Consider the following 25,778-nt stretch of genomic DNA (forward strand, 5'->3'; position numbering starts at 1 on the left):
GTTTACGCAAACTGCGGGCGGCTCAGGAACGCAAGGTGGCCCTGGCGGATCATCCCAAATGCGTCCCAGGTGTCGTTGGGAAGAATTCCATAAAACTCGTCAAAACCCTGGTTCTGCGGCTGGCTATAAATTGGGCTGCCGAGGTGCCATTCCATTCATCGCTGTGGCGTAACCGGCATCATGCAACCCTGGACTTCAGCTTCTAGAGGGGCAGGTGCGCATTAAAAGGCCGTCTCGGTCGAGGCCTACGTGAGTAAGCCATTGGCATTACTCTTTGAACGTCCAAGTATCGAAAATGCAGATTGTCGACTGCAGCGTGCTTTTTAAAGAGAATGCACGTCTTGAAATGCCCTCCTCCTGCACCATGATTATACGCGAGCGTGAGCGATCTCTCGTCGCATTGATGGGCATATCTTATGCGCTACGACCAGATCCACCGAAACTGTTTAGGTGGAAGCTGTTCGACCTGATGCTATGCAGATCCGGCCAAACTGGGCCATTTGTTCTGAGCCGTGTTCGTTTTAAGAATTGGGTAGCAGCTTTGCATCGTGGCGCTGCACACTCTCGACTGCGTCGCAATGGCAGCACCCACGCCTTCGCATTCAACTCTTCTCGCGCATCAAATCTAGTGAATGAACCTTGCAAGGTTCTCTGAGGGAGGGACGTGAAATGCCTCGCATAAAAGCAACGTGCATCGCAGCAGCATTGACGGCGGTGAGTAGCCTTTGGGCCGGCACAGCAATCGTGCAGGCGCAGGAAACCAAGCCCAACATCCTGTTTATCATGGGCGATGATATCGGCTGGATGCAGCCAAGCATCTATCACCAGGGCCTGATGGTAGGTGAAACGCCCAACATCGATCGCATCGGCAATGAGGGTGCGAAATTCATGACCTACTACGCTGAACAAAGCTGTACGGCTGGTCGTACCGCGTTCATAACCGGCATGCAGCCGGTGCGTGTCGGCATGGTCCTGCCGGAAATTCCCGGAAGCCCGTCGTACCTGCGGGCAGGCACGCCTCACCTTGCCCGGTTCCTGAACGATCTCGGCTATTCGACAGGCGAGTTCGGCAAGAACCATCTCGGGGATACCACCGAGTCCCTGCCGACTGCCCATGGTTTTCAGGAGTTCTGGGGCTATCTGTATCACCTCGACGCCATGCAGGGCGTGAGCTTCCCCGACATCAACAAGACGCCGACAGAGCAGGGGATCGCACCTCCTTGCAGGAATACGCCAATCCCCGGGCTGACCGAGAATCCTGCGGCGGTCGATCCGAAGACAACAACGTGCCTGACACCACCGCGTCCCATGCTAGCGTGCGCATCCTCCGACGGAACCCCTGAAAATCAATCTTGCAAGGACGAAGGGCCGCTGACACTCGAGCGCTCCAAGACGATTGACGAAGAAATCTCCGGCAAGGTCATCGACTTCCTCGACAGGAACGACCCCGAGAAAACCAAGAAGCCGTTCTTCGTCTGGTACAATCCGGCACGCATGCACATCACCACCGTGCTGCCGGACAAGTACCTGAACATGGTTGGCGAGCCGGGCGGCAAGGACTGGGGCGTCAACGAAGCCGGTATGAAGCAAATGGACGACAACATCGGCTACGTGCTGAAGAAGCTCGAGGAGATGGGAGAACTCGACAACACCATCGTCGTCTTTACCACCGACAACGGTGCCGAGACGATTACCTTTCCCGACGGCGGCACCACTCCGTTCAAGGGCGGAAAGCTCAGCACCTGGGAAGGTGGCATGCGCGCTCCGCTGGTCGTGCGCTGGCCGGGCCATATCGAACCGGGAACGGTCAAGAACGAGATCTTCGCATCGCTCGATTGGCTGCCGACATTGGTGAACATTGCTGGCGGCCCGAAGGGTGATGGGCTCAAGAAGGAGATCGAGGCGGGCAAATATGCGAGAGTTGTCAAAACCACTCTCGACGGGATCGATCAGCGCGACTTCCTGGAAGGTAAGGCACCATCCGCACGCGACTCTTTCTTGTACTATTCCGGCAAAGAGCCGTCGGCGGTCCGCTTCAAAAACTGGAAGATGTATTTCGCGATGGTGTCCGATGACCCTGCGGGCTTCATTTCCGGCGTGCAGCCCTATTCCTGGACACAGGTCGTCAACATCAAGCGTGATCCGTTCGAAACTTCGGTCGGTCAGCAGATCAAGACACTCTTCGGCATGGGGGGCGCGATCGCCTCGCCTTCGACGGCCTATGTCTATGACTGGAACATCCTGCCCATCGGGCAGCAGCTGTGGCTGAAGCATCTCGAGACCTACATCAACTTTCCGCCGCTGCAGGACCCTGCAAGTTATAATCTTGAGCAGGTCATGCAGCAAGTTAAGGAAATGAAGACAGGGCACGACTGACGTGCGGGCGAATAACGACAGCGCAACGGGCGCCCTTCGGGGCGTCCGTCATCTCTATGATCCCGACGGAGGGTCCGAAATGTACGCGAAACTTGCATTCCGCAAGCATTCGGCTGGTTTGTCCCTCGGATTGTGGACGTTGTTCGCGGTTGCCACGGCGCAGGCTCAGACCGACCCCCTGCCATCCTGGAATGACACCGTCACGAAACAGGCGATTGTCGAGTTCGTGCGGGCGACAACGGACAATACGAAGCCGACTTTCGTGCCGCCCGAGGAAAGAATTGCGACCTTTGATCAGGATGGAACGCTGTGGGTGGAACACCCGATGTACAGCCAGCTCATCTATTGCCTGGAGCGGGTGCCGGCCGTGGTTGCCGAGAAGCCCGAACTCAAGGACGTCGAGCCTTTCAAGACCGTGCTGACCGGCGACCGGGAAGCGATCGCCAAGCTCCCTATGGCGGATCTCGAAAAGATCCTCGCTGCCACGCTCTCCGGCATGACGGTCGACCAGTTCGAAGCCGAGGTCAGCAAGTGGATCGCATCGGCAAAGGATCCGCGATGGAAGCGCCCCTATACCGAACTCACCTACCAGCCCATGAAGGAGGTACTCGGTTATCTGCGCGACAATGGCTTCAAGACCTACATCGTCACAGGCGGCGGCCAGGACTTCGTGCGTGTCTACTCCGAGAGCACATACGGGATCCCTCCTGAACAGGTGGTGGGTACAGCCGGAGGAACTACCTATGGATATGGAAAGGACGGAAAGCCCTTCCTGACCAAGGATCCCAAGCTTCTCCTCAATGACAACAATGCCGGAAAACCGGAGGGAATCCATCTGATGATTGGGAAACAACCGATCATCGCTTTCGGCAATTCAACGGGCGACAAGGAGATGCTCGAATATACCGAAGCGGGGGACGGCCCCCGGCTTTCCGTTCTCGTGCTGCATGACGACGCAGAACGAGAATATGCCTATGGCCCGGCAAATGGTTTGCCTGAGACCAAGGTCGGCACTTTCACGCAGGAACTTTACGACGAAGCCATCAAGGACGGCTGGATCGTCATCAGCATGAAAAACGACTGGAGACGAGTGTTCGCGGACTGACCGAGCGGCTTCGCCTGCTCATACGCATTTCAAATGCCCTGAAACGCAGGAGGTAGTTATGAAACCCAGAACTGCTGTCTTTCTTTCCGTATTCCTTGCCACAAGCCAATTTCTCATCCCCGGCTCGGTTTTGGCGCAGGACGCCGATGTCAAGCCGCACGTCCCGCTTGCCAAAACGATCGGCCAGGTATCACCGACAGGGCCGGTTCCATCGCTTTTCGTCCTCAACTCCGCGGGCGCAAAATTGGAGGGAACCACGCTCACAATGACGGGCGTTTCGATGAATTCAATCGTCTTCGCCGATCGGCCAGTTCGTGCGGCCGGTCATCTCACGACCGAGCAGTTCGTCATGCAATGGGACGAAGGCAAAGGCAGTTTTTCCACAGATCCGCCCAATGCCACGATCTCGGTCCTTGGCGGGAACGGGTCGAAGGTCGAAGATGCTGTCGTGACGATTATGAAGCCAAAGCTCGAGGGTGGGAACCTGACGTTCGAAGTGGCGGTCCTTGAAGGTAGTCTTTCGGGCGGAAGCGGCCCTGCAGCACTGTTCATCGACCGTGGCGGCTTTGGTGGCGGGGGCTTTGGCGGCGGGGGCGGCTTTGGCGGCGGTGGTGGCCGTGACTTTGGCGGCGGTGGCGGCCGTGACTTTGGTGGCGGCGGCTTTGGCGGCGGCGATCGAATGGGGGCCGACGTTCATGTGAACGATGTCCACGCCAACTATTGGCACGCTCCAGATTATCATGGCGCTTGGTATGCCGGCGCCGGGCTTGCGACGGGGGCCGCCATTGGCGCAGCCGCCACCGCGCCCTACCGCTACGGTTATGCCAACCCCTACTACAACAACTACAACCAGTGTGGATATTACCCCTACCCGCCCTGCTAAAAGGATAGTGGTTCGAAACCTGTCGGGAAAAGGCGGAGTGACGTGCAAGAGCCCGTCGCTCCGATCAAGCGACCCGATCTCCTTCAATCTGCGCGGAGCCTGCCAATAGAGCTGGTCGCGTCGGTCGCGACAATATTCCAAACCAAGTTTGGGATCGATTAGAACTCACTGCGTTGATGCTGCCCATGGAGCCACGCACTTTGCTATCAATTCCGCTAGCGCGTTGTAGCTGGCCTGTCGTGGAGATGAGTTGCGCCAAACCATATGAATGTCGCGTGAGGGTGCCCTAGACGATAGCGGTCGCGCTGTCACCAGCGTCTCCCGCATGACATCGGACCTAACATAAAGCGCCGGTAGCAGGGTCAACCCCATTCCGCATGCAACCATCAAGCGCAGCGTGTCCAGCGTGTTCCCAGCATAGTCTTTCGCATGTATCGCGCCCACATCGCTACAAAGCGATGCGATCTGGTCGTGGATTCTATGGCCGTGCTCCATCGAAAGGATAGTTTCTCCCGCAAGCTGTCCCGGCTCGATCGTTTCCTGCTGCGCAAGGGGATGATCGGATGGAAGCACGAGGTGAAGGGGTTCTCGAATCAGTCGAACGGAACAAAACTCGGAATCATCGACGCCGCATGGAAGAAGCAGCACGTCATGTGCACCGTCAGATAGTTTTTTCGGCAGGTTCTCAAGGCGGTCCTCCCGCACCACAATCCGCAGGCCTGGGTAATCCTGTTTGATTGACGGCATGGCAACAGACAGAACGTAGGCTCCAACGGTTTGAACAACGCCCATCTGTAATGTGCCCTGGAGGCCGGAAGTCTGGTCGTGTCTGGCGACTTCACGGATATCCCCGAGTTTGGCCAGCACCTCTCTGGCCCGGCACACCACCTCCTCGCCTGTTGGCGTAAGGCCGACGCGTGAGCGTGTACGCTCGACCAGATGTGCATCGAGTCGAAGTTCAAGCTCTCGAAGCTGCATGCTCAAGGTGGGTTGAGTGACATGGCATATCTCGGCAGCCCGACTAAAGTTGAGAGTGTCGGCAATGGCAACCAGATAACGAAGCTGTTGGATACTGGGCATACCCTCTCTTATAGATTGGCTCTATAAGAGGCAACATGGCTATCGATTTCCTTCGATCGATAGAACGTGATCAGGTGAAGGACATCCGTCCTTCAAACTGAGAATTGCTTAATCCATGATTAATTCAGCGCTCGCGGCCAAGCGCCCCGCATCACTCCTCCGTGCCTTTCTCGACAACAACGCCTCCGGCGGCATCATCCTAATGCTCGCCGCTGCAGCTGCGCTGGTCGTCGCCAATTCACCGTTCGGCTCGTCCTATGAACAGGTACTGCACGTCTACGTGGGCGGCTTGTCTGTCCTGCACTGGATCAACGACGGACTGATGGCGTTTTTCTTTCTGATGGTCGGTCTTGAGATCAAACGGGAGGTACTTGACGGACAACTATCGACATGGTCGCGCCGCGTCCTCCCCGGAAGTGCTGCAGTCGGCGGCATGGTCGGTCCGGCATTGATTTATCTTGCCTTCAACCTAGGTGAGGGCGGACATCCGAACGGATGGGCAATCCCTGCTGCGACGGATATCGCGTTCGCCCTTGGGGTGCTGTCGCTTCTTGGTCCGCGGGTGCCAATATCTCTCCGGGTCTTTCTCACAGCACTCGCCATTATCGATGATCTTGGAGCCGTTGTGATCATCGCCTTGTTCTATACAAGCTCGTTGAGCGGCCTAGCGCTCGCAGGCGCAGCGGCGGTCACGATCGCACTCGTGGCATTGAACAGGACAAACGTGAAGCACCTGTTTCCCTATTTCGCTCTGGGTGCGGTTCTCTGGTTCCTCGTTCTGCAATCCGGTGTCCACGCAACGCTGGCTGGTGTAATCCTTGCCTTGACTATCCCATTGCGTTCAAATGCTGCAAAGCCCGGCGACATGTCACCACTTCACAAAGCCGAGCATGGGTTGGCTCCGTGGGTCACCTTCCTGATCGTTCCTCTCTTCGGTTTCGCAAACGCCGGGGTGTCCTTCGATGGAATGACGGTTTCATCACTCGCCGAACCCGTTCCGCTTGGCATCGCGCTTGGCTTGTTTGCGGGAAAACAGCTCGGCGTTTTTCTGACGTCAGCTGCTGTCATTCGTCTGGGCTGGGCGCGACTGCCTAGCGGCGCGAGCTGGAAACAGGTCTATGGGGTAGCGATGCTTTGCGGGATCGGGTTCACGATGTCTCTGTTCGTTGGACTGCTCGCATTCCCTGATGCGATTGCGCTTCAAAACGAGTTGAAACTTGGTGTGTTGCTCGGTTCGGTCTCGTCGGCCATTATTGGTGCTCTGTTGCTGCGGGCCCCAGCAACAAGAGACGGCCTGCGCTCTAGCAAAAGGGCGCACCAACCGCCATGTGGCTGACAGCTCCTGCATCGACACTCTAAAGGAATATCCGCGTTTTCTGCGATGGCACGGAACCAGACTGCGGCGGCGCCGTTAAGGTTGCGTCTTGCAACGGAGGAACGGCAACAATGGAAAAAGAGGCTGAAGCGCACAAATCGAAAGAAAACGATCGCCGGGATAGTTCCAAACCTGGCACGATCGTCGCCGGCCCGGAAGCCCACGCGCGGGAGGCGGCTGGAAAGATGCCGTCAGGCCGAAGTGCCAAATCCGAGAAGCCTGCGAAGAAGCCGGCAAGCCGTTCCGACCGCATGTTTCCTTAAATCCTATTCGATTTGAGGATAAAAACATTCAGCAATTCAAAGTGCTACAGCGACCTTTGCGCGTCCAATAAGACGCGCGGCGCTGTAGCCTTCGAGCATGAGTGCGGATGAGCCGATCTCCAGAGACGGCGGATCCGAGGGCCTCCCCCCGTTCGACGGGGGAAGGCGTTGACTGGGTGATCCCAGGGGTCACGCAGCCAGATCGAAACGATCGGCGTTCATGACCTTGGTCCAGGCTGCAACGAAGTCCTTGACGAACTTCTCCCTGTTGTCATCCTGGGCATAGACCTCCGCATAGGCGCGAAGAACGGAGTTCGAACCGAAGACGAGGTCGGCGCGGGTCGCCGTGTACTTGGTCGCGCCGGTCTTGCGGTCGCGGATTTCATACAGGTTGTTGCCGGTCGGAATCCAGGAATAGCCCATGTCGGTCAGCGTGGCGAAGAAGTCCGTCGTCAACGCGCCGACGTGGCTCGTGAAGACGCCGTGTGCGGTGCCGGCATGGTTCGTGCCGATGACGCGGAGACCGCCGACGAGCGCTGTCATCTCGGGCGCGGTCAGGCCCATGAGCTGGGCGCGATCGAGCAGCAGCTCTTCCGGGCTCACCACATAGTCCTTCTTCTGCCAGTTGCGGAAGCCGTCGGCGAGCGGCTCGAGCGGAGCGAAGCCGTCGGCGTCCGTCTGCTCGGCGGTCGCATCGCCGCGGCCGGCCGCGAAGGGCACTTCGATATCGAAGCCTGCGGCTTTTGCCGCCTGCTCGACGCCGTAGTTGCCGGCGAGCACGATCACGTCGGCAAGGCTGGCACCCGATGCCGCGGCAATCGGTTCGAGAACGGAAAGAACACGGGCCAGACGTGCCGGCTCATTGCCCTCCCAGTCCTTCTGCGGGGCAAGGCGGATGCGGGCGCCGTTTGCACCGCCGCGGAAATCCGAACCGCGGAAGGTGCGGGCGCTGTCCCATGCCGTGGCAACCAGATCCGCGATGGAAAGACCTGATGCCGCGATCTTCGCCTTGACGCCCCCGATATCGTAGTCCTTGCGGCCGGCCGGGATCGGATCCTGCCAGACGAGGTCTTCGGCCGGCACATCAGGGCCGAGATAGCGGGACTTCGGACCCATGTCGCGGTGCGTCAGCTTGAACCAGGCGCGGGCGAAGGCATCCGAAAAGGCCGTGAAGTCATTCCTGAAGCGAAGCGAGATTTCGCGATAGATCGGGTCCACCTTCAGCGCCATATCCGCATCGGTCATCATCGGAATGGTGCGGATCGAGGGATCCTCGACGTCGACTGGCTTGTCTTCCTCTGCGATGGTGATCGGCGCCCATTGAGAGGCGCCCGCAGGGCTGTGCGTCAGCGTCCATTCATGGTTGAACAGCATCTCGAAGAAGCCATTGTCCCACTTCGTCGGCTCGGCGGTCCAGGCACCCTCGATGCCCGAGACGACGGTGTTACGGCCGATGCCGCGACCCTTGGTATTCATCCAGCCGAGGCCTTGGAATTCCGGGCCTGCGGCTTCCGGATCGGGGCTGAGGTCACCCGGGTTGCCGTTGCCGTGGGACTTGCCGATGGTGTGGCCGCCGGCGGTGAGGGCCACAGTTTCCTCATCGTCCATGCCCATGCGCGCGAAGGTCTCGCGCATCTGCGCGGCGGTCGCCAGTGGATCGGATTTGCCGTTCACGCCTTCCGGGTTGACGTAGATGAGGCCCATCTGCACGGCAGCAAGAGGGTTTTCCAGCGTCTCTGGCTTGGAGACGTCGCCGTAGCGGCCGTCGCTCGGGGCGAGCCACTGCTTCTCGTCACCCCAGTAGACGTCCTTTTCCGGCGCCCAGATGTCCTCGCGACCGAAGGCGAAGCCGAAGGTCTTCAGGCCGGCAACGTCATAGGCGATGGTGCCGGCAAGCGCGATCAGGTCGGCCCAGGAAATCTTGTTGCCGTATTTCTTCTTGATCGGCCAAAGCAGGCGGCGACCCTTGTCGGTGTTGACATTGTCCGGCCAGGAATTGAGCGGGGCGAAGCGCTGGTTGCCGGTGTTGGCACCGCCGCGGCCGTCGGCGGCGCGGTAGGAGCCGGCCGCGTGCCACGTGACGCGCGCCATCATGCCGACATAGCTACCCCAGTCAGCCGGCCACCATTCCTGGCTGTCCGTCATCAGGGCGCGCAGGTCCGCCTTCAGCGCTTCCACGTCCAGCTTCTTGAGCTCTTCGCGATAGTTAAACCCCTTGCCCAGCGGATTGGTCTTGCTGTCGTGCTGGTGCAGGATGTCGAGGTTGAGTGCGTTGGGCCACCATTCCATGACGGAGTTGCCGAGAGCCGTGGCGCCGCCGTGCATGACCGGACACTTGCCGGCCGTGGTTGTCTTCGTATCCATTTGGTCCTCCAACGGGTTTTTCTTCAATCTACGGACACTGGAAGGGCTTCGCGGGCACACCTCTTGGGTCAGCGCCACCGGCAGGTGCCTTCCGAGTGGCCAATGAGTAACAAGCCCACCTCATAAATTCCAATTGTATATTCTAAAGGCAGCGATATGCTGAGGTTATGAATGGCCTGACGATGAAACATCTCCGCTATTTTGACGCCCTTGCCCGGATCGGCCATTTCGGCCGCGCCGCAGAGAGCTGCGCCATCTCGCAGCCCGCGCTATCCGTGCAGATAAGGGAACTGGAGGAACTGCTTGGCGCGCCGCTCGTGGAAAGAGGCGGGCGCCGCATACGGCTGACGGGTCTCGGCGAGGAGTTCGTTGGCCGTACCCGCGCGATCCTGCGCGCTGTCGACGAACTGGCAGATCTCGGACGGGCTGCGCACGGGCCGCTCGCGGGCCGCCTTCGCCTCGGCATCATTCCAACGGTAGCGCCTTATCTGCTGCCAACCATAATAAAGTCGCTGACACGACTGTATCCGGGACTCGATCCGCGGCCGCGTGAGGCGATCACACAAAGACTGATCGAGGACTTGGCGGACGCGAAACTGGATATCGCCATCGTCGCGCTGCCGATTTCGGAGCCTGCCCTGGAGGAAATCCCGCTCTTTGACGAGGAATTCGTGCTGGTACGGCCCCTGGAGGATGCGGGCAAGCCGGTGCCGTCTTCGGAGAGACTTCACGAGATGCGCCTGCTTCTGCTGGAGGAGGGGCATTGCTTCCGGGATCAGGCCCTGTCCGTCTGCAACATCACGACAGCATCGACGCGCGATGTCATGGAGGGGAGCTCGCTTTCGACGCTCGTTCAGATGGTGGGTGCGGGCATAGGTGTGACGCTTATCCCGCAGATGGCCATCGAGACCGAAACGCGGTCCTCTTCGGTCTGCGTGTCCCGGCTTGCCGGCCCCCGTCCGACCCGAACGATCGGGATGGTCTGGCGAAAGACCAATCCACTGTCGACGCAGTTCACTCGGATCGCCGACATCGTGCGCGAAGCCGGACTGAGCAGGCAGAGGCAAATGGATGCCGCCGCGTGAAAGGAAGCTGCTAGGCCGGTCACCGGCTGGCGACAACAGGCAATCGCAGGTTCCCAAACCGTTGTGGGACCTCCTTGGATGCCGAAGCTCCACGCCCAGCGATCCCGGCGGCACATCACGTTTTGAAATGAACGGTCACTTAATATGACTTCCCATTACGGGTCAGTCCGGTCATGTAACGATTGAAGGTCGTCCGAGTCACCGCTCGACGACGAACGGACCAAAGAGCTGACAGTATGGAAAACCCGATCGCATTGAATCGCCTTGCCGAGAACAACGTCTTTCGCAAAGGTGATGTTTTCGTCCTCTTCGGCGAACTGTTCGGCCGCGGATACGCAACTGGCCTGCTCGACCAGGCGCGGCAGGCTGGCATGGAGATCGTGGGGATCACGGTCGGTCGTCGCGACGAGAACAACGCGCTGCGGCCTCTGGACGCCGAGGAACTCTCTGCCGCCGAAGAGCGACTGGGCGGCAGGATCATCAACATCCCCCTTATGGCCGGCTTCGATCTCGACGCTCCGGCAGGTGGCCCCACTCCGACTGATCTCCTGGCCAATATGACGCTGGAGAGCTGGGAACAGGACGGGCTCGACTGGGACTACATCCAGCAGTGCCGGGACATTGCCACTTCGCGCTTCACGAATTCGCTTTCACAGGTCATGGCCGTTCTCGACGGAATGATTGCCGACGGCCGCAATGTCATATTCGCCCATACGATGGCCGGAGGCATCCCGAAAGCGAAGGTATTCCTGGTCGTTGCCAATCGGATATACAAGGGGCGTGGTCCCCGCCACATGTCGTCGCAAGCCCTGCTTGACAGCGATATGGGCAAGCTCATCCTGCAGAATTTCGACGAAGTCTCCGCAATCACCTTTCGGCACCTCATCGAGTCCAGTTCGGCGATCCGCGCACGTGTGGAGGCATCGGGCGGTCAGGTCCGGTACACGGCCTACGGCTACCATGGAACGGCGGTCCTGATCGACGGCAGCTATCGCTGGCAGACTTACACCAACTACACCCAAGGCTACGCCAAGATGCGGCTCGAAGGCATCGCGCAGGAAGCCTGGGCGGCGGGTATCAAGGCAACCGTTTATAACTGCCCTGAAATCCGGACCAATTCCTCCGACGTCTTCACGGGTATCGAGCTTCCCCTGATACCGCTGCTGCTCGCCTTGAAGAAGGAAAACGGCGGTCAATGGGCCGAAGAACAGTGGCAGGCATGTGAGCGGCTTCTGGCAGACGGCTTCACGATGACGGATGTCATCCAGAAAATTACCGATATGCAGGCCAACGAGGTCATGCGTCCGTTCTATGATTTCTCGGCGTGGCCCATGGCAAACAGCCAGGCACAATCCGATCTGACCATCGGCACGTCCAACGAGATCACGCAGATGCATCGGGACGGCAAGGCGATGATCAGCGACCACCTGAGTGCCCTCGTGGTGGAGGCGACCGGGCAGCTGATTTTTGGCGAAACCTCGGATCCCTCCGGTCCCGTCCAGTGGCTCAACCACGACATAGTGGCGCGCCGACTTAACGCATCCCACCTGCAAAAGCAGGCGCCCGCGATCTCGCATGGGGCGACAGGCTCTCACCTCGAGGTTGCCTGACAGCTTCCCAATCCAGCTTGGACAGTCTTTTCTCTTAGGGGCCAGAACGAGACGAAGGTCCGGCAGGAGTGCGCCAACCGTAGCCAATCTGGCGTCTTCGGTTCACCGCACGACGGGTTCACCATGATAGCGGCGGTTTGACGGCTTTGACACGCCGAACCCAACTTCCATCATCAGGCGCGGCGACTGTTTTGCCAATGTTCCCATATGAAAGCCAAAAGGATCCTCCACAAAACCCGTACCCGCGTTTCCGATCATGGTAATGGCACTGTCCTCACCGTAGAAGCCCAGCACCTCATCTGCCGGATGCCCGACAAGTAGCGTCAGTTGATGCTTGACACGTCGGCGGTTGTGGCTGCCCCGCACATAAACATGCGGCCCGGCGTCCGCATCGACGTCGGTGAGGTAGAAGAAGAACTTCAACATCCGCCAATCGTCGAGATCAAAATGGAACTTGAACGAGGCGCGGCTGAGATCGGCCTCTGAAGCAGACTTCGTCGGAAAGCTCCACCAAGTTCGCGTCGTGATGAGTTTGGCTTGGCCGCCGAGATAGTGCCTTGCCACGTTGAGGAGCAATGGGTCCCGCTGCACGGCCAAAGCGGCATCGCACTGCAGAACCCGCTCGAAATGATGGCCGCTCAGTATCGTGCGGCCAAAACGCCGCTCGGCGTCCGCGTGCTCATCGGCGAGAAACTCCACCTTGCGCTCGAAGTTGCCAAAACACGGCGTTTCGCGGCCGAACCGGGCGATTTCCTCGCGGATCGGCGCAGGCAGCGTCAGACCGGCAAAGATGCCGGTTCGCCTGAGTTCGGTCGCGATTGCCTCCGCCTGAAGGTTGCCGAACATCGAAGGCGTAGCGTCGTCAGTGGAGCGCACGGGTTTGGCGGTCAGCCAGTGGGCCTTGCGGAACGGCATTGTCCGCGCCAGCAGGAACATCGGCAGCCAGGCGGGATTCTCCCGCACGTCCGTTAGATAGGTTGGTACGCGTGCAGCCATGCGGCGGAACGCCCCGCCGCTGCGGGCTATGGTTTCCAGGTCGTTCGATTTGGATTTGGGTGTGTCGAACATCTGATATCCTTAAATGGCGACGAGGTTTTGGTGACAAAACCTTGTTCTTGACCCCACAGTCCCGGCCAAACAGTAAGCGCTAATGTTTGTGTTGCATTGCAGCAAAATTAAGATCGCGGGCATGTCGCGACCGGGTATGTCGATGGGCTGTCCAGCGAGCAGCTCCAGATCCGGAGTGCGGCGAATGACGTTGATGACGTCATGGGCGAACTCAGCTCCGTCTGAGCACGGCTCAACGACCACCCGAGACCGCTTTGAAAGCCGCGCCAAGTGTCACGACCACTTGTGTTCCGGTGACGCCCCGGCGGTCGGTTCCGCTGACCAATTCTTCGGCAGCCCACGCAATCCGATTTCGTGCGCATTCCAGCGTTGTTCCCGGGCGTTCGACCGTAGCGGTTGGCAAAGCTAGGGACATTCACGCGACTGGCCGTGACGTTCTAGCCGGAGCTCGGTTGCGGCTCGTTGAAGCCGTATCCTACGGCCAATGTAACCGTAACATACTTCCCCTGGAGCCCCCGGTAGCGCAACAGATGTGTGCGGGGAGTTTCTCCGGCGATCAACCGTTCACTATGGGGGTAGCATGTCGATGAGAACCAGACTGTTAGGAGGGGCGCTGGTCGCGTTCCTCGCGCTGACGGGCGCGGCCCGTGCCGACACCATCAGCTTCGCCGATGCGGTGAGCACGCTCGCCAGCGACTGCGGATCCGACATCAAGAAGTTCTGCAAGGGCCTGAACCTCGGAAACGGCCGCATCCAGGACTGCCTGGAGGCACATGCCGCGAAGGTTTCGCCCACCTGCACGGCGACACTGGTGGGCGTCACTGCCTCGATCGAGCAGCGCCTTGCCGCCCAGTCGTCGTTCACGACGATCTGCAAGCATTACGTCGCTCAGTACTGCGGCGACGTGAAAGGCGAGGGCAACATTCTTGCCTGCCTGAACAAGGCGACACGCGTGAATGAAGGCCAATGCGGCCAGGCTATCACCGATGCCGGATGGCGGTGAACAATGTTGAAGGGACACAGGATCATGAAGAGCTTTCGACTTGCAACGATGTTTGCCGCCGGACTGCTGCTGGCACCCGGCCACCCATTCTCGCAGGACCTGAGCGGCCCGCAGGTCGTGCGCACGCTCGACAGACTGGAGGGAGCCGCTCCCGCCGTCGACATCGCGTTGCTTGTGGAAGAAGCGGCTGCGAGTGCAGGCAAGGGCGTCGCCGCGCTTCCTAACTGGCAGAAACTTTCGCAGCTGTCGCAGCTCATCGTCGAGATCGACTTCGAGAACGATTCCGTCGCCATCGAACCGAAATCCTATCGTACAGTCGGCCTGATCGCCGACGCCCTGCATCATCCGAACCTGCGGCGCTACAAGTTCCTTGTCGTCGGACACACGAGCTCAACGGGCGATGCCAAGCACAATCTGGATCTCAGCCAGAAGCGGGCGAATGCGATTACGGAGGCCCTGTCGACGACATTCGCTGTCGCGCCGGACCGTCTGTTCGCGATCGGCGTCGGCGAGGAATGGCCAGTAGATCCGGCGAACCCGAAGGCTGCCGACAATCGGCGCGTTCAGCTCGTGAACCTCGGTCTTGTGAAGTAACATGAGTGATTGGTTTTTCATCTTGTAGTCAGGGGTCTCGCTGTCCCTGCCGGCTGCGTCAGAACCAGCATCGCCGCGCCATCGCGTGGCGATGCTGTGGGCGTTTACGACCAAACTTTTGGCGGCCGTCACCTCGTGGGCAACATCGACTGAGCCAGTTTCATTTCGTGACAAAATTGGATCTTTTTGGAGGGATCGTCATGAATATTACGCGACGTGAGGTTGTCGGGAAGTCTCAGCAACTGACCGTCCCTCCCAACCCGGGTTCATACGAAAGGAGCCGCTGCATGACACATGCGGAGTTCGTCGTGCACCTTCGGCAAACTTATGCTGGCCTCTTCGATCCAGACACGAGCGAGGAGGCTTGGTCCCTTTTCCTAACTGCGAACACGGGCTGGAACGAATTAATCGAAGAGTATGTGCGGCGCGTCGAAGTCTTCCTCGCCAAACGCGGGCTGCTTTCCAAGCTCTACATTCGGCAAATAGAGGAAAAATGGGGTGGCCTTCGCTGCTATCTCAGTCCGACGAATGGCTATCGGCCGTCGGCAGAAGTAGCCGCCGCGCTTGGTGTGATCTACCACGAGATTGCGGAGCGATCCTACCACACGTGTGACGTCTGCGGTGGGGCCGGTCGATTGAAGTCAAACAACGGCTGCTACCTAACCCGGTGCAACGACCACATCGCTGACCGGAGGCTCGCAATAGACTGTCGCAAGATAGGAACGGAGCTCTAAGCACAAAATACGTTGCGAGTACGGATGATATGGAGGAGATCGAATTGGATACCGCTGGCAACGCACCTGACGGGATTGGCGACGCAGCGACGCCGTTGTCCTGGGAAACCAACCTTGTTGACGGCTTCGAAGGCGACAGCTTCTCGCCTATGGGTGGGCTCTATTACCGCGACAATGTCGAGCAACGTGCAGGCTCAGTCGAGTTTCAGCGCGACGTCACCTTTGGTAGTGCCGGCGCGTTGAAGCTAAGCGTCCGACCCCTCTGGGAGGGCGAAGACGATCGAAGCGAGCGGGCGGAGGTGTGGGAACGCACGACACTGCGCGTACCATATGACAAGGCGGTCTGGTACGGCTTTTCCGTCAGGTTTGCCGATCCCATCCCGCAAGGGGACCACCGCCATGTGATCGCCCAATGGAAGCGCGAGATCGGTCCGGAGGCGAGGGGTGACTTCAGTCCGTTCCTGGCGCTTCGTCTCGTTCGCGGCCGACTGTTTGCGACCGTTGAGACCACTTTTCCGGTGATCTCGCGGCGCCCTTCTTTGTCGACCGGCGCATCGGCCCTCACCCCGGTTTTTCTGCGGCCGGAAAAGCGGCAGATGCGTGCGCTGGTTGCCACCGACCCTGGCTGGAAGCCACAGGACGGGCGCCTGTTCACGGCCTACAGTGATCGCATCACCGTCATCCACCGGGGTAATGAGCTGCCGACGCCGCATAGTGGATGGATTGACTTTGCGGTGATGACCCGGCCGGGACCGGATGGCACAGGGCATATCGAACTCTTCGCCAACGACCGCTGGATCGTGACGGTCCGAGGCCATATCGGGCATGAAGAACATGGGCTTGGCTCTCGGCAGTATTTCAAGTTCGGCCCGTACCGCTCGGCGGCCCAAGGGGAATGGACGCTCTACTTCGACAACTTTCGCCGCTCCACACGCAGTGAAGACGTTCTTGGACCCGCCGGACTTGCGGCGCTACGCTCAGCATCAGATTAAATTCGACCGACCGCTTGAAAGGATCCCGCAATCGCACCGTCCTGATCCTCAAGCACGTCCAGAGGCGAGATCTCAACCGCGCCTGACGCGGAGGCCGCGCACGCCGATGTCGCCGTGCACGCCGGCCACGTCAAACGTGACCTATTCCAGACGTTGTCAATGACGGTCGGTCCAGGCCCCGAGATGTCGGCCGCAGCCGAGGGGCTGCCGCTGCGAGAGCTGCATGCAGCAAGTCAAAGTGCTACAGCGACCTTTGCGGGTCTAATAAGGCCCGCGGCGCAATAGCGCGAGATATCTCTTTCGAGGCCCTGTCATGCCGCTGTGCCCGATCCACTTGCCCGGCCGATCACCGGAATTTAATCCCGGTGCGAGAACCGCAGGTCCCGACAGAAACGCCGGTATGTTACCGTATCATCTGGTCCCGCGGACTAAAGGCGTGACCATCTCTGCGACTCGCAGACTATCTTCATCACGCAGCCCTTGAGGGTGACCGTGTCGCCGGAGACGCTGATGGTTCCGTTGTAGGTCTTCTTCGCGTCGGGATCGGTGATCTTGCCAGAATAGCTGCCGCTGCCGCCTTCAAACGCGCCGATCTTCTCGCCTGCATGTTTGCCGCTCTTCAGCGTGATGCAGAAGCCGCCGCCGCACGGCTCGATCGCGGCGGTGTCGCCGAGCGTCGTCTTCCAGTTTCCGACGATCGGGTCGGCTGCGCTCGCCAGTCCGGTCGACATTAGCAGCGCTGTGACGGAGATCAGGATGGGTTTCACGGCATCGTCCTCGCATGGCTGGCCCGCCAACGAACCGATGTCCGATTTGGACCACACATCCGCTGCCGACCGCAAGAAACACGCCGTATGTTACTGTAACCTACATGGCGTCGTCCGGATTCTGTGCCATCTTCATGATGACTGCGCGGATGTGCGGGAACCCCTCACGTCGCCGGTCCGGGGGGCGATGGAATGAAATACGATACGGCGTTCGCCAAGCGCAGGTTTCCCGGGCAGACGCAGGAGATCGATGCGCTTGCCTCCCGCAATGAAAGCTTCCGAGAACTGTGCAACGACTTTTCCATCGCGGACCAACTCGTGCGGGACTGGGAGTCGTCTACAGCTCCGGAGCGAGATGAACGGTACGCCGAGGCGCTCGAACTCATAGATGGCCTTGGCAAGGAAATCCACACCATGCTGGATCTTGACAAGGTCGTGCCATTCCCTGCCCCCCGTTGAACACGCGATCTCCGCATCGTCGCGGCACTGCGGCGGCTACAGAAAAGGAACAACATGCCTCGGTTGATGGCGATCATCCTCATCTTCGCGGTCGCGCTGATCGTGGCGGCTTTGACAGTCTGGGGTTCCCTGGCCCTCTGGTTTCGCCTTTCCCTGCCTGATGCCGGACGGGCAATTGGCGCTGGCGTCTTCCTCGTCTTCGGTCTCTTCACTATAGCGGCGCTTGCCAGCCGGCTGCGCGTGAGGGCCATCCTTTCGTTCGCTGTCGTCTTCGCCCTTGTTCTCTTCTGGTGGAGCTCGATCAAGCCGGAAGCGAACGCTGCATGGGCACCGGATGTCGCCCGGCAGGTCACGGGTAGGATCGACGGAAATTCGCTGACCTTGACAGATGTCCGGGACTTCGGGTGGCGAAGCAATTCCGACTTCACGGAGCGCTGGACGACACGGACCTACGATGTGAGCAAAGTGAAGACCGTCGACCTGTTCATGTCATACTGGGCAGGGCCGAAGATCGCACATGTCATCTTCAGCTTCGGCTTCGAAGACGGAGAGCAACTCGCCTGGTCGATCGAGGTACGCCACAAGGTCGGTGGCGCGTTTTCTCCTCTTGCCGATCTCTTCAAGAACGACCCTCTGGTGATCCTTGCCGCGGAAGAACGCGACGTTGTCGGCGTCCGCTCCAACGTGCGTGGCGAGGACGTCCAAGTCTATCGGCTGAGGGCCAGTCCAGAGCAGGCACGAAATCTGCTACTCGAATACGTCGCCGAGGCCAACGCTCTCGCCCGGACTCCGCAGTTCTACAATTCGATCACGACGAACTGCACGACGACCGTCGCCAAGCTGATGCGAGTCGCCGGAGACAAGGTCCCGTTCGACTGGCGGCTGATCGTCAACGGTTATCTTCCCGACTACGCCTATGACCGGGGAGCCATCGACACGTCGATGCCGCTTGCCCAGTTGCGAGAGATTTCCAAAATCGACGAGCGGGCGCGGGCGGATGGATTGTCGCCCGACTTCTCGAAGGCAATCCGCGTCGGAGTGCCCTCCCCGGCCGCCGCTGCCACACCGTAACCTACAGCAACATACCGAGGAAATCGCGACGATGTCGCGTGATGCGCCCTGTCAGGAGTCGGCCAGGCGAAGTTTCGCCTACGCCCTCAATCAGGACGGAACTCATGAAGCTCGTTAAGCGCGTTCAGAACACCGCCACGGCTGCGGCCCTACCGATGATGGCGACCGCACCAATGCCGACTCCGGCCGAAGCCCGCCGTGCGGTGGTTGGCTGCGGAGCGAGAGGATGTGCAATATCGTACACTGTTCACCACCCTATATTTCTCCCGGTGGTTCTGTCTCGACAGCGCCACACTTTACGGCTGCGAAACCTCTTTCAAGTGTGGACGAGATGCCCTTCGGGAGGTAGGTTGCATAAGGGGATTCCAATACAAGCAAAAACTGCTCGCGTTCTGTGACCGGTGAGGAGAATGCATGCAGACCTCGGTGTCGTCGCCGGTTGATCGGGCAGAGCGCCCCTGTCCGACCCATGAGGAGGTCAGGGCGCAACTTGCGCGGATTCTCTCCAGCCGCGAATTTCCTAGTGGTGGACGCGGCGCTGCCTTCCTGAAGTATGTTACCGAGGAAGCGCTTGCAGGCCGGGCGCACCGTCTCAAGGCGTATTCGGTTGCCATCGAGGTGTTCAACCGCAGCGCGGACTTCTCTCAGGACGATCCCATCGTGCGGATCGAGGCCGGACGTTTGCGCCGGGTCATCGAACGCTACTATCTTACTGCAGGCCAACACGATCCGATCCGCATTGACATCCCCAAGGGTGGCTACGTGCCAACCTTTACATGGAATGACGCGCCGGCGCCGGCAGAGGCGGCCGACGATGAACTGAGCGAAGACGGCGGCGGACGCCGGGCCTTCACATGGCGGCATCTCGGCTGGCCCGTGCTGGCCGTGCTTGTAGCATTCGTTTGCGCGGGACTTGGCTATTACGCAGGCGGTCTGACGGGGGCAGCCTCCAGTCGTTCCGTCGGACAGATTCCGGACGAGCCGACACTCGTGATCGCACCCTTCGCGGACCTGGGCGATGGCCCGCAGGCTGCACGCTATGCCGTCGGGCTGACCGAGGAGCTTCTCACCGCCCTTCCCCGCTTCAAGGAGATTATGGTCTTCGGCCGCGAGACATCGAAGTCACTGCCTCCCGATATCGAGACATCGAAGGTTCGCGATGGACTGGGCGCGCACTACCTTCTCGCAGGTGGGGTCCGCGTTGCGGGGGACAAGGTTCGCGTGACAGTGCGCCTGGTCGAAACCTCCAACGGATCGATCCTGTGGTCGCAGGACTACGACGAGGATCTGGACACCCACGACCTCTTCGCCATCCAATCCGATGTCGCCAGCAAAGTGGCTACGGCCATAGCCCAGCCTTACGGCATCATCGCGAAATCATTGGCGGCTAACCCGCCGCCGGACGATGTGGGCGTCCATGACTGTATGCTGCGTTTCTACGCCTACCGCGAGAAGCTGGCCCCGGAAGAACACCTGGCCGCCCGCGACTGCCTGGAGAGAGCTGTGGCGCGTTTCCCGGCCTACGCCACAGCTTGGTCGATGCTCTCGATTGTCCATCTCGACGAGGGCAGATTCCAGTTCAACCCGCAGAGTGACAAGGTTCCCGCGATGGAGCGCGCGCTCGGTTCGGCGCGGCGGGCGGTCTCGCTCGAACCTGACAACACGCGCGCCCTGCAGGCGCTCATGACGGCCCTCTTCTTCAACAACGAGCCGAAGGAGGCGTTCGAGGTCGGCGAGGAGGCGCTCGCCGCCAACCCGAACGACACGGAGTTCCTCGGAGAGCTCGGAACGCGCGTCGCGTTCTCGGGGCAATGGGAGCGTGGTGCGGAACTGCTGGATCGTGCGATCAAGCTCAATCCAGGCGGAGCCGGATATTACTTCGGGACGCGCGCTCTGATCGCCTGCATGCTCCAGGATCATGAGAAGGCGGTGCGGCTGATCCGCAAGGCCGACCTGAAGAAATTTCCGCTCTTCCATGGCGTTGCGGCGGTCATCTACTCTGAGGCCGGGCTGTTGGCAGACGCAAAGCGTGAGGGCGAGGTGTTCATGAAGATGCGCCCCGACTATCTGCCCAACATCGTGGCCGAGAACCGGAAGAGAAACCTGCCGCAGAAGGACAGCATTCGCATCATCGCAGCGCTTCGACGGGTCGGACTGCCAGTGCCAAGTGCGAGAGATGTCGAAGCTGAATTCAGGGTTTCCGACGCCGCGCACCGCCCGTGAACGCCGGATGCTACAGCAAAATACGTTCCTTTTCTGGCCGGATCCGTCACTCTTCCGACATATGAGCTGGTTCCCAAGTTGGACATAGTGCCGACCATCCGCATCAGATGGAAGGCAGTGCAATGGACACGGACGCATCGATCCACATCCTGCCGACCGCGACCGCAATCACCTTTGGCGCGGGGGTGGCCTTAAAGGCGGTAGAGCAACCACCGCCTCGCTGACACTTTCACAGTAAGACAAAGGTGCTGCCATGCGGAAGACATCTGCAACTTCCTTGATGCTCGCTGTCGCAACGAGGGGGAACCAGGCGTAGATTTCAGCACCAAATGGTGCTATTTATAATGCCGGAATTAGGAAACCAGATGATGCGATCGACTATCAATCTCGACGACGCTCTCATGGAAAGAGCCAGATCCCTAACCGGTACAAAAGAAACCGCCGCTTTAGTCCGCCAAGCTTTGGAGACGCTTGTTCGTGTGGAGTCGGGAAAACGCCTCATCGCGCTCGGAGGAACTATGCCCGATGCGGAGGCAGCCCCACGCCGCCGGAGCGCAGCGGCCAAGTGATACTTGCAGACACTTCTATCTGGATTGATCATTTCCGCCATGTCGATGCAGAGCTGCGTAGGATTATTGAGGACGATCGCCTACTCTGCCATCCGGCTGTGATTGGCGAACTGGCGCTTGGCAGCCTTCGGGATCGCGGGAGCGTGATAGCCTTCTTGGCCGCTCAGCGCGAAGCGTTCGTCGCAACACACGACGAAGTCATGACGATGATCGATCGCCACGGCATTTTCAGCATGGGCATTGGCTACACTGATGCCCATTTGCTGGCCTCGGTTCTCCTTGATCAGCGTGCGGCCCTATGGACCAGAGACAAGCGTCTGCGGGCAGCGGCCGAAAAGACGGGGGCTTCACTGCACACGCCTGTCAACGCGCGGAACGAGATGCTGAAATAATGAAGCTACAGCGCCGCGCGTCTTATTAGACGCACAAAGGTCGCTGTAGCACTTTGAATGGCTGCATGTTTTTATCCTTAAATCGAATAGGATTTATGCTGAGCGGCTGATGCGCTCGTGGCCTCAAACGCGCCAGAACCAGACCTTAGCTGCTCTCGCCCCTTCCAAGACATTGGCCGGCTCCGCCAAAAGAGCAAATCCTCGGCCGAGAGCGGACCGCGCATGTCCTCGAACGGCAATCAGCGTTCGGGCAAACCTGCTTGCCGCAAACCCTCGGCCATCTGCTCTTCCCAATGCGGTATGTTTTGAAACCAGGGCAGCGCTCGATACCACTCGATTGTAAAGCCTGGCTCGGCCGCCAATAGCTTCTGCGCGGCCCATCGGGCGGTCTCTAGGTCTCCGCTCATCGCCGACCAGGCGGCGAGATGGCGATAGGACCAGGTCACGTCAGGATAGCTGTTGATGACCTCCTGGGCTATCGCGATGGCCTGTGAAAGAGAACCTTCCATGGCCAAAGAAAAGGCCATCCCTAATCTCATGTTGAATGTGAGCGGATCTCTTGGGCTCAGGGTCATCCCACGCTGGAAGCGTTCCGGCGCGCGAGTGGCTTCGCCCTTGTAGATCGCGATCCAGCCCAGGCGCGCCCATGCCCAGGCATTGTTTGGATCAAGCGCAAGGGCCTTTTCGATAAAGATGGTGGCGCGCTGCTGGTCGCCGCAGATGCTCATTGCCGCGCCGGCGGCAGTCAGCGCGGTTGGATCATCGCTGATCGAGCCTGCAGCTTCGACCGCTGCGCGCGCCTTTTCCAGCTCAGGTTTCGGTTGTTCTGTCCATAGGTAGGATGCGTTTGAGGCGTGGCACCACGCCAAAAGTGCATGCGCGCGACCATAGCTCCGATCGACGGCGATCGCTTGCTGAAGCAGTTCGATCGCCTGGTTGTTGGTATCCTTGCGGCGGCCCCAAAGGTACGGGTAGGCGCGCATAACGAGATCATAGGCCCGCAGGCTGGTCGGCGGCTTGCGCTTGGCCAGCTCGATCTCTGCATTGCGGATGACCGGATGAATGGCGCCTGCCACCTGCGCCGCGATCCGATCCTGGAACTCGAAAATATCTTCGATTGCGCCCTCGTAACGATCGGACCAGAACTGGGTCCTTGTCTCCGCATCGACCAGTTGCACGGAAATGCGCAGTCGGTCGCCGCCCCGGCGAACGGTGCCTTCGACCACATAATTGACGCCGAGTTCCCTGCCGACTTCACGCACGTCGACGAAGCGTCCCTTGTAGGTGAATGCGGACTGTCGCGCGATTACAAAGAAATCCCGAACGCGCGAGAGCGCGGCGGTAATCTCCTCTACAACGCCGTCTACGAAGTATTCGTCGCCCTGGCCGCTGAGGTTGTCGAAGGGCATGACGACGATTGACGGCTGGTCCTTGCCACGGCGGGCCGCAAGTAATGGCGCGGACGCGATGCTGCCTCCGACAGGCATCTCTTGCTGCCAATCGACCCGGAAGACGAAGATTGGCCGGGGGATATTCTTCAAGCTCCGTTCGCCGAGGCTGGTCAGCGCGAACGGCACCTTGCCGTCAAGATGTTCGCGCACCGATGCGGAAATGCAGATGCCTGACGGAGCGGCGATCTCCTGCACACGTGCCGCGATATTGACGCCGTCGCCGAGCAGATCGTCTCCCGACACAACGACGTCACCCAGATTGACGCCGATGCGGAATTCCAAGCGGCGATCGGGTGGGAGGGCTTGTGAGAGACTGAAGAGACGGCGCTGGATTTCTACTGAGCACCGGACGGCCTGAACAGCGCTTGGGAACTCGGCGACAAGGCCGTCGCCTGCGCTACCGAAGATACGGCCACCATGCTCGCTAACCAATTCGTCAATCCGACCGCGGCATAGATCGAGTGCGCGAACCGTACCCTCCTCGTCCAGCGCCGTGAGGCGGCTGAAGCCGGCAACATCGGCTGAAAGGATGGCTGCAAGCTTTCGATCCACAGCGGTGAACGCTCCTGCGGCGCACGATATCGTTATCGTTGGGCTAATATGCGCGCATTTTCCCACATTCACAGATGTTTTTCGCCAGCGAGATCGGATGAAAGACGGCTTTTGGGCGTGGTCACGTCGTGCCCGCAGCCATGCTGCATGACAGGCTCCCACCCCATTTGCGACCTTGCTGGTGCGCGCTGGTCGAATCTCTGCGTCATCCGTTCTAGTTAGAGGGGCGTGCAAAAGCCGTGCATTTTATTCTTATCTGTTCTCGTAGCGAGCTTGGCAAACAGTTGAACCTGATCGGACATGATCTCAATTTTTAATGTGTCTCACTGTAGAGATTGTCCACAGTGCCCAGATTGAGGAACCTGCCGTGAAATTGTTCGACTGGCTGATAGGATATAAACCGGCGCCGAATGGCGTGGACCGCCAATCCGCGGCAGCGCTTCGCAATGATCTTCTCGCCATCAATAGAAAGACTGCACCGTTCATCATTCGTGACGGCAAGCCGGAAGGCGTCGATCTCGTCGCCGAATGGAAGATCGTTGATGCCCGCTGGTACGAACTATTTGCCAAAGCTGGGCTGCAAAGGGTGTTCAAGGTGTTGATGAAATTCGATGCTGCCAATTGCGAAGTTCGCGCCGTCGATCAGGAATGGTCTGTCGAATGGCGCGCCGGCGTGCCCACACTTACTTTGAGCGCTAATGCGTTTCGCGGTCGAAAGTGGGAAAAAAGCTTCGACATGGCCTTCGCCTTCAAGGAAGATTTGTCCTACGGCAAGGTTTACGAATATCGCTTCAATACCACCGAAATAAAGACGCCCCTAATTGAAGCCGCTCATCGGACCGGCTGGGGTTGGAGAGGCGTGGCGTTCGGGAAGTTATGACTGCGTCACTCTTCACATGCGGAAGACAGGCCGGCGCTCTTTGCCGTGGCAGTTCGCACTGCCGCATGTCTGCTGGCTAATCACCTATCCGCGTGCAGGCTGGCTCGGAGCGACCACCCTCTCATCGCCGGAGTTGCGCGCATCGACAACGAGCACGTCTTCGTGATCGACAGCCACCATCCCGAATGGCCGGTGGAGCGGTAGGCAACGCGCCGCTATCTGCGGACGGCGCCGCTCACGGAAAGCGATAGGATCGCCGCGTCGGCGATTTCCGCAAAGCGGGCACTCGGCCCCTGCTGTCCGCTGCTTTGCTGGGCGACACGCGCGCCCTCGATCAACAGCAGCAAGGTGTCGCAGAGCAGTTCCGCATTGGCGACACCGGCCTTGCGGCAAAGCTCCACGAGGCTATCGCGTTGCGCATCCTTGAACTTCCGGATCACCGACCTGCCGGGATGGTCCGCGTCCGTCAGCTGGACGGCGGCGCTCATCATTTCGCAGTGGCAATCGTCGTTGCCGAGGTGCTCGGCGATCCGCCGGACCCAGGCCCTGAGCTGCGCCAGCCCGTCGCCGGGGTGGGCGTCCTCCAGCTCCCGCCAGTAGCCGTCCATCTCCATTGCCGCGCGCTGAAGACATTCGACGATGAGTTCATCCTTCGAATTGAAGTGACGATAGAGTGTCATCTTGTTGCTGCTGGCGGCATCGGCGATGGCGTCGACACCGATCCCGCGAATGCCGTGCCTGCGGAACAACTGGCGGGCCGCCTCGACGAGGCGATCGCGCGGCGAAAGACGTGGTTGCTTGCGGGAATCCGTGGTCATCGCATTCGGCCCGACGTCGTCGGCATGGAAAAACTTGCCCCTTGACGACCCGTTGGCGACAGAT

The 25,778-nt window shown here is 59.7% G+C and carries 21 protein-coding genes and 1 pseudogene; 16 read left to right on the top strand and 6 right to left on the bottom strand.

Annotation, left to right across the window (positions count from 1 at the left end):
- Window positions 1–669 precede the first annotated feature (669 nt).
- The 3 genes from IB264_RS12655 to IB264_RS12665 all read left to right on the top strand — a co-directional run bounded on the left by IB264_RS12655 (window position 670) and on the right by IB264_RS12665 (window position 4,364).
- Window positions 670–2,376, top strand: coding sequence for an arylsulfatase (locus IB264_RS12655; RefSeq protein ID WP_051509335.1), 1,707 nt, complete (start codon window positions 670–672; stop codon window positions 2,374–2,376).
- Window positions 2,377–2,455: 79 nt separating this feature from the next.
- On the top strand, window positions 2,456–3,481 hold the full coding sequence (locus IB264_RS12660; protein WP_192433529.1) for an HAD family phosphatase: 1,026 nt from the start codon (window positions 2,456–2,458) through the stop codon (window positions 3,479–3,481).
- Between the two features lie 58 nt (window positions 3,482–3,539).
- Window positions 3,540–4,364, top strand: a complete 825-nt coding sequence (locus tag IB264_RS12665) for a hypothetical protein (RefSeq protein WP_246811750.1) — start codon at window positions 3,540–3,542, stop codon at window positions 4,362–4,364.
- Between the two features lie 165 nt (window positions 4,365–4,529).
- Here IB264_RS12665 and IB264_RS12670 read toward each other — a convergent pair whose 3' ends face one another.
- Window positions 4,530–5,444 (bottom strand): hydrogen peroxide-inducible genes activator, encoded by a 915-nt coding sequence (locus IB264_RS12670; protein WP_192433531.1) that lies wholly within the window; start codon window positions 5,442–5,444, stop codon window positions 4,530–4,532.
- Window positions 5,445–5,559: 115 nt separating this feature from the next.
- Here IB264_RS12670 and nhaA point away from each other — a divergent pair, with 115 nt between their 5' ends.
- The gene (nhaA, locus tag IB264_RS12675) at window positions 5,560–6,780 is read left to right on the top strand and encodes a Na+/H+ antiporter NhaA (RefSeq protein ID WP_192433533.1); all 1,221 of its coding nucleotides are present in this window, start codon (window positions 5,560–5,562) and stop codon (window positions 6,778–6,780) included.
- A 491-nt stretch (window positions 6,781–7,271) separates the two neighbouring features.
- Here the strand turns inward: nhaA and katG are convergent, their stop codons facing one another.
- Window positions 7,272–9,446, bottom strand: coding sequence for a catalase/peroxidase HPI (gene katG / locus IB264_RS12680; RefSeq protein WP_192433536.1), 2,175 nt, complete (start codon window positions 9,444–9,446; stop codon window positions 7,272–7,274).
- Between the two features lie 167 nt (window positions 9,447–9,613).
- Between katG and IB264_RS12685 the strand changes: the two genes are divergently transcribed.
- Window positions 9,614–10,531, top strand: a complete 918-nt coding sequence (locus IB264_RS12685; RefSeq protein ID WP_192433538.1) for a hydrogen peroxide-inducible genes activator — start codon at window positions 9,614–9,616, stop codon at window positions 10,529–10,531.
- Between the two features lie 236 nt (window positions 10,532–10,767).
- Window positions 10,768–12,141 carry an enoyl-acyl carrier protein reductase FabMG gene (locus IB264_RS12690; protein ID WP_192433540.1) on the top strand — a complete coding sequence of 458 codons (1,374 nt, stop codon included), beginning with the start codon at window positions 10,768–10,770 and terminating at the stop codon, window positions 12,139–12,141.
- Between the two features lie 102 nt (window positions 12,142–12,243).
- On the opposite strand, the gene IB264_RS12695 is transcribed toward IB264_RS12690, so the two are convergent.
- Window positions 12,244–13,209: a hypothetical protein gene (locus IB264_RS12695; RefSeq protein WP_025430579.1), complete on the bottom strand. Its 966-nt coding sequence runs from the start codon at window positions 13,207–13,209 to the stop codon at window positions 12,244–12,246.
- Between the two features lie 580 nt (window positions 13,210–13,789).
- Between IB264_RS12695 and IB264_RS12700 the strand changes: the two genes are divergently transcribed.
- The 4 genes from IB264_RS12700 to IB264_RS12715 all read left to right on the top strand — a co-directional run bounded on the left by IB264_RS12700 (window position 13,790) and on the right by IB264_RS12715 (window position 16,532).
- Window positions 13,790–14,212, top strand: coding sequence for a cysteine rich repeat-containing protein (locus IB264_RS12700; RefSeq protein WP_192433542.1), 423 nt, complete (start codon window positions 13,790–13,792; stop codon window positions 14,210–14,212).
- 24 nt (window positions 14,213–14,236) lie between these two features.
- The gene (locus tag IB264_RS12705; protein WP_025430581.1) at window positions 14,237–14,806 is read left to right on the top strand and encodes an OmpA family protein; all 570 of its coding nucleotides are present in this window, start codon (window positions 14,237–14,239) and stop codon (window positions 14,804–14,806) included.
- Window positions 14,807–15,093: 287 nt separating this feature from the next.
- Window positions 15,094–15,540 (top strand): hypothetical protein, encoded by a 447-nt coding sequence (locus IB264_RS12710; RefSeq protein WP_025430582.1) that lies wholly within the window; start codon window positions 15,094–15,096, stop codon window positions 15,538–15,540.
- A 149-nt stretch (window positions 15,541–15,689) separates the two neighbouring features.
- Complete coding sequence (locus IB264_RS12715) at window positions 15,690–16,532, top strand: polysaccharide lyase (RefSeq protein WP_246811762.1); 843 nt, start codon at window positions 15,690–15,692, stop codon at window positions 16,530–16,532.
- Window positions 16,533–16,960: 428 nt separating this feature from the next.
- On the opposite strand, the gene IB264_RS12720 is transcribed toward IB264_RS12715, so the two are convergent.
- Window positions 16,961–17,263 carry a DUF2147 domain-containing protein gene (locus IB264_RS12720; protein WP_051509375.1) on the bottom strand — a complete coding sequence of 101 codons (303 nt, stop codon included), beginning with the start codon at window positions 17,261–17,263 and terminating at the stop codon, window positions 16,961–16,963.
- Between the two features lie 228 nt (window positions 17,264–17,491).
- On the opposite strand from IB264_RS12720, the gene IB264_RS12725 reads away from it, so the two are divergent.
- The 5 genes and pseudogenes from IB264_RS12725 to IB264_RS12745 all read left to right on the top strand — a co-directional run bounded on the left by IB264_RS12725 (window position 17,492) and on the right by IB264_RS12745 (window position 22,013).
- Window positions 17,492–17,758: a hypothetical protein gene (locus IB264_RS12725; RefSeq protein WP_084814215.1), complete on the top strand. Its 267-nt coding sequence runs from the start codon at window positions 17,492–17,494 to the stop codon at window positions 17,756–17,758.
- Window positions 17,759–17,812: 54 nt separating this feature from the next.
- Window positions 17,813–18,829 carry a DUF4105 domain-containing protein gene (locus IB264_RS12730; protein ID WP_192433547.1) on the top strand — a complete coding sequence of 339 codons (1,017 nt, stop codon included), beginning with the start codon at window positions 17,813–17,815 and terminating at the stop codon, window positions 18,827–18,829.
- A 1,425-nt stretch (window positions 18,830–20,254) separates the two neighbouring features.
- A pseudogene (locus IB264_RS35595) lies at window positions 20,255–20,395 on the top strand (hypothetical protein); the annotation flags it as partial.
- Between the two features lie 1,025 nt (window positions 20,396–21,420).
- Window positions 21,421–21,621: a type II toxin-antitoxin system VapB family antitoxin gene (locus IB264_RS12740; RefSeq protein WP_025430588.1), complete on the top strand. Its 201-nt coding sequence runs from the start codon at window positions 21,421–21,423 to the stop codon at window positions 21,619–21,621.
- On the top strand, window positions 21,618–22,013 hold the full coding sequence (locus IB264_RS12745) for a type II toxin-antitoxin system VapC family toxin (protein ID WP_025430589.1): 396 nt from the start codon (window positions 21,618–21,620) through the stop codon (window positions 22,011–22,013). The genes IB264_RS12740 and IB264_RS12745 overlap by 4 nt, the downstream gene beginning before the upstream one ends.
- A 239-nt stretch (window positions 22,014–22,252) precedes the next feature.
- On the opposite strand, the gene IB264_RS12750 is transcribed toward IB264_RS12745, so the two are convergent.
- Window positions 22,253–24,016: an adenylate/guanylate cyclase domain-containing protein gene (locus tag IB264_RS12750; protein WP_192433551.1), complete on the bottom strand. Its 1,764-nt coding sequence runs from the start codon at window positions 24,014–24,016 to the stop codon at window positions 22,253–22,255.
- Window positions 24,017–24,383: 367 nt separating this feature from the next.
- Here IB264_RS12750 and IB264_RS12755 point away from each other — a divergent pair, with 367 nt between their 5' ends.
- Window positions 24,384–24,896 (top strand): hypothetical protein, encoded by a 513-nt coding sequence (locus tag IB264_RS12755; protein ID WP_084814222.1) that lies wholly within the window; start codon window positions 24,384–24,386, stop codon window positions 24,894–24,896.
- Window positions 24,897–25,111: 215 nt separating this feature from the next.
- Here IB264_RS12755 and IB264_RS12760 read toward each other — a convergent pair whose 3' ends face one another.
- A complete protein-coding gene (locus tag IB264_RS12760; RefSeq protein WP_192433553.1) occupies window positions 25,112–25,714 on the bottom strand; it encodes a TetR/AcrR family transcriptional regulator in 603 nt (200 codons plus the stop codon).
- Window positions 25,715–25,778: the final 64 nt, after the last annotated feature.

Origin of the sequence: Ensifer sp. ENS11 (assembly GCF_014851895.1) — a bacterium.
GTDB classification, from domain to species: domain Bacteria; phylum Pseudomonadota; class Alphaproteobacteria; order Rhizobiales; family Rhizobiaceae; genus Ensifer; species Ensifer canadensis.

Bases quoted from the DNA above. Each gene is read 5' to 3' on its own strand.
- IB264_RS12715 (WP_246811762.1), top strand. From the start codon at position 15,690: ATGGGTGGGCTCTATTACCGCGACAATGTCGAGCAACGTGCAGGCTCA.
- IB264_RS12665 (WP_246811750.1), top strand. From the start codon at position 3,540: ATGAAACCCAGAACTGCTGTCTTTCTTTCCGTATTCCTTGCCACAAGC.
- katG (WP_192433536.1), bottom strand. From the start codon at position 9,446: ATGGATACGAAGACAACCACGGCCGGCAAGTGTCCGGTCATGCACGGC.
- IB264_RS12700 (WP_192433542.1), top strand. From the start codon at position 13,790: ATGTCGATGAGAACCAGACTGTTAGGAGGGGCGCTGGTCGCGTTCCTC.
- IB264_RS12760 (WP_192433553.1), bottom strand. From the start codon at position 25,714: ATGACCACGGATTCCCGCAAGCAACCACGTCTTTCGCCGCGCGATCGC.
- IB264_RS12725 (WP_084814215.1), top strand. From the start codon at position 17,492: ATGAAATACGATACGGCGTTCGCCAAGCGCAGGTTTCCCGGGCAGACG.
- IB264_RS12695 (WP_025430579.1), bottom strand. From the start codon at position 13,209: ATGTTCGACACACCCAAATCCAAATCGAACGACCTGGAAACCATAGCC.
- IB264_RS12705 (WP_025430581.1), top strand. From the start codon at position 14,237: ATGAAGAGCTTTCGACTTGCAACGATGTTTGCCGCCGGACTGCTGCTG.
- IB264_RS12660 (WP_192433529.1), top strand. From the start codon at position 2,456: ATGTACGCGAAACTTGCATTCCGCAAGCATTCGGCTGGTTTGTCCCTC.
- IB264_RS12710 (WP_025430582.1), top strand. From the start codon at position 15,094: ATGACACATGCGGAGTTCGTCGTGCACCTTCGGCAAACTTATGCTGGC.
- IB264_RS12685 (WP_192433538.1), top strand. From the start codon at position 9,614: ATGAATGGCCTGACGATGAAACATCTCCGCTATTTTGACGCCCTTGCC.
- IB264_RS12730 (WP_192433547.1), top strand. From the start codon at position 17,813: ATGCCTCGGTTGATGGCGATCATCCTCATCTTCGCGGTCGCGCTGATC.
- IB264_RS12720 (WP_051509375.1), bottom strand. From the start codon at position 17,263: ATGTCGACCGGACTGGCGAGCGCAGCCGACCCGATCGTCGGAAACTGG.
- nhaA (WP_192433533.1), top strand. From the start codon at position 5,560: ATGATTAATTCAGCGCTCGCGGCCAAGCGCCCCGCATCACTCCTCCGT.
- IB264_RS12740 (WP_025430588.1), top strand. From the start codon at position 21,421: ATGCGATCGACTATCAATCTCGACGACGCTCTCATGGAAAGAGCCAGA.
- IB264_RS12670 (WP_192433531.1), bottom strand. From the start codon at position 5,444: ATGCCCAGTATCCAACAGCTTCGTTATCTGGTTGCCATTGCCGACACT.
- IB264_RS12690 (WP_192433540.1), top strand. From the start codon at position 10,768: ATGGAAAACCCGATCGCATTGAATCGCCTTGCCGAGAACAACGTCTTT.
- IB264_RS12655 (WP_051509335.1), top strand. From the start codon at position 670: ATGCCTCGCATAAAAGCAACGTGCATCGCAGCAGCATTGACGGCGGTG.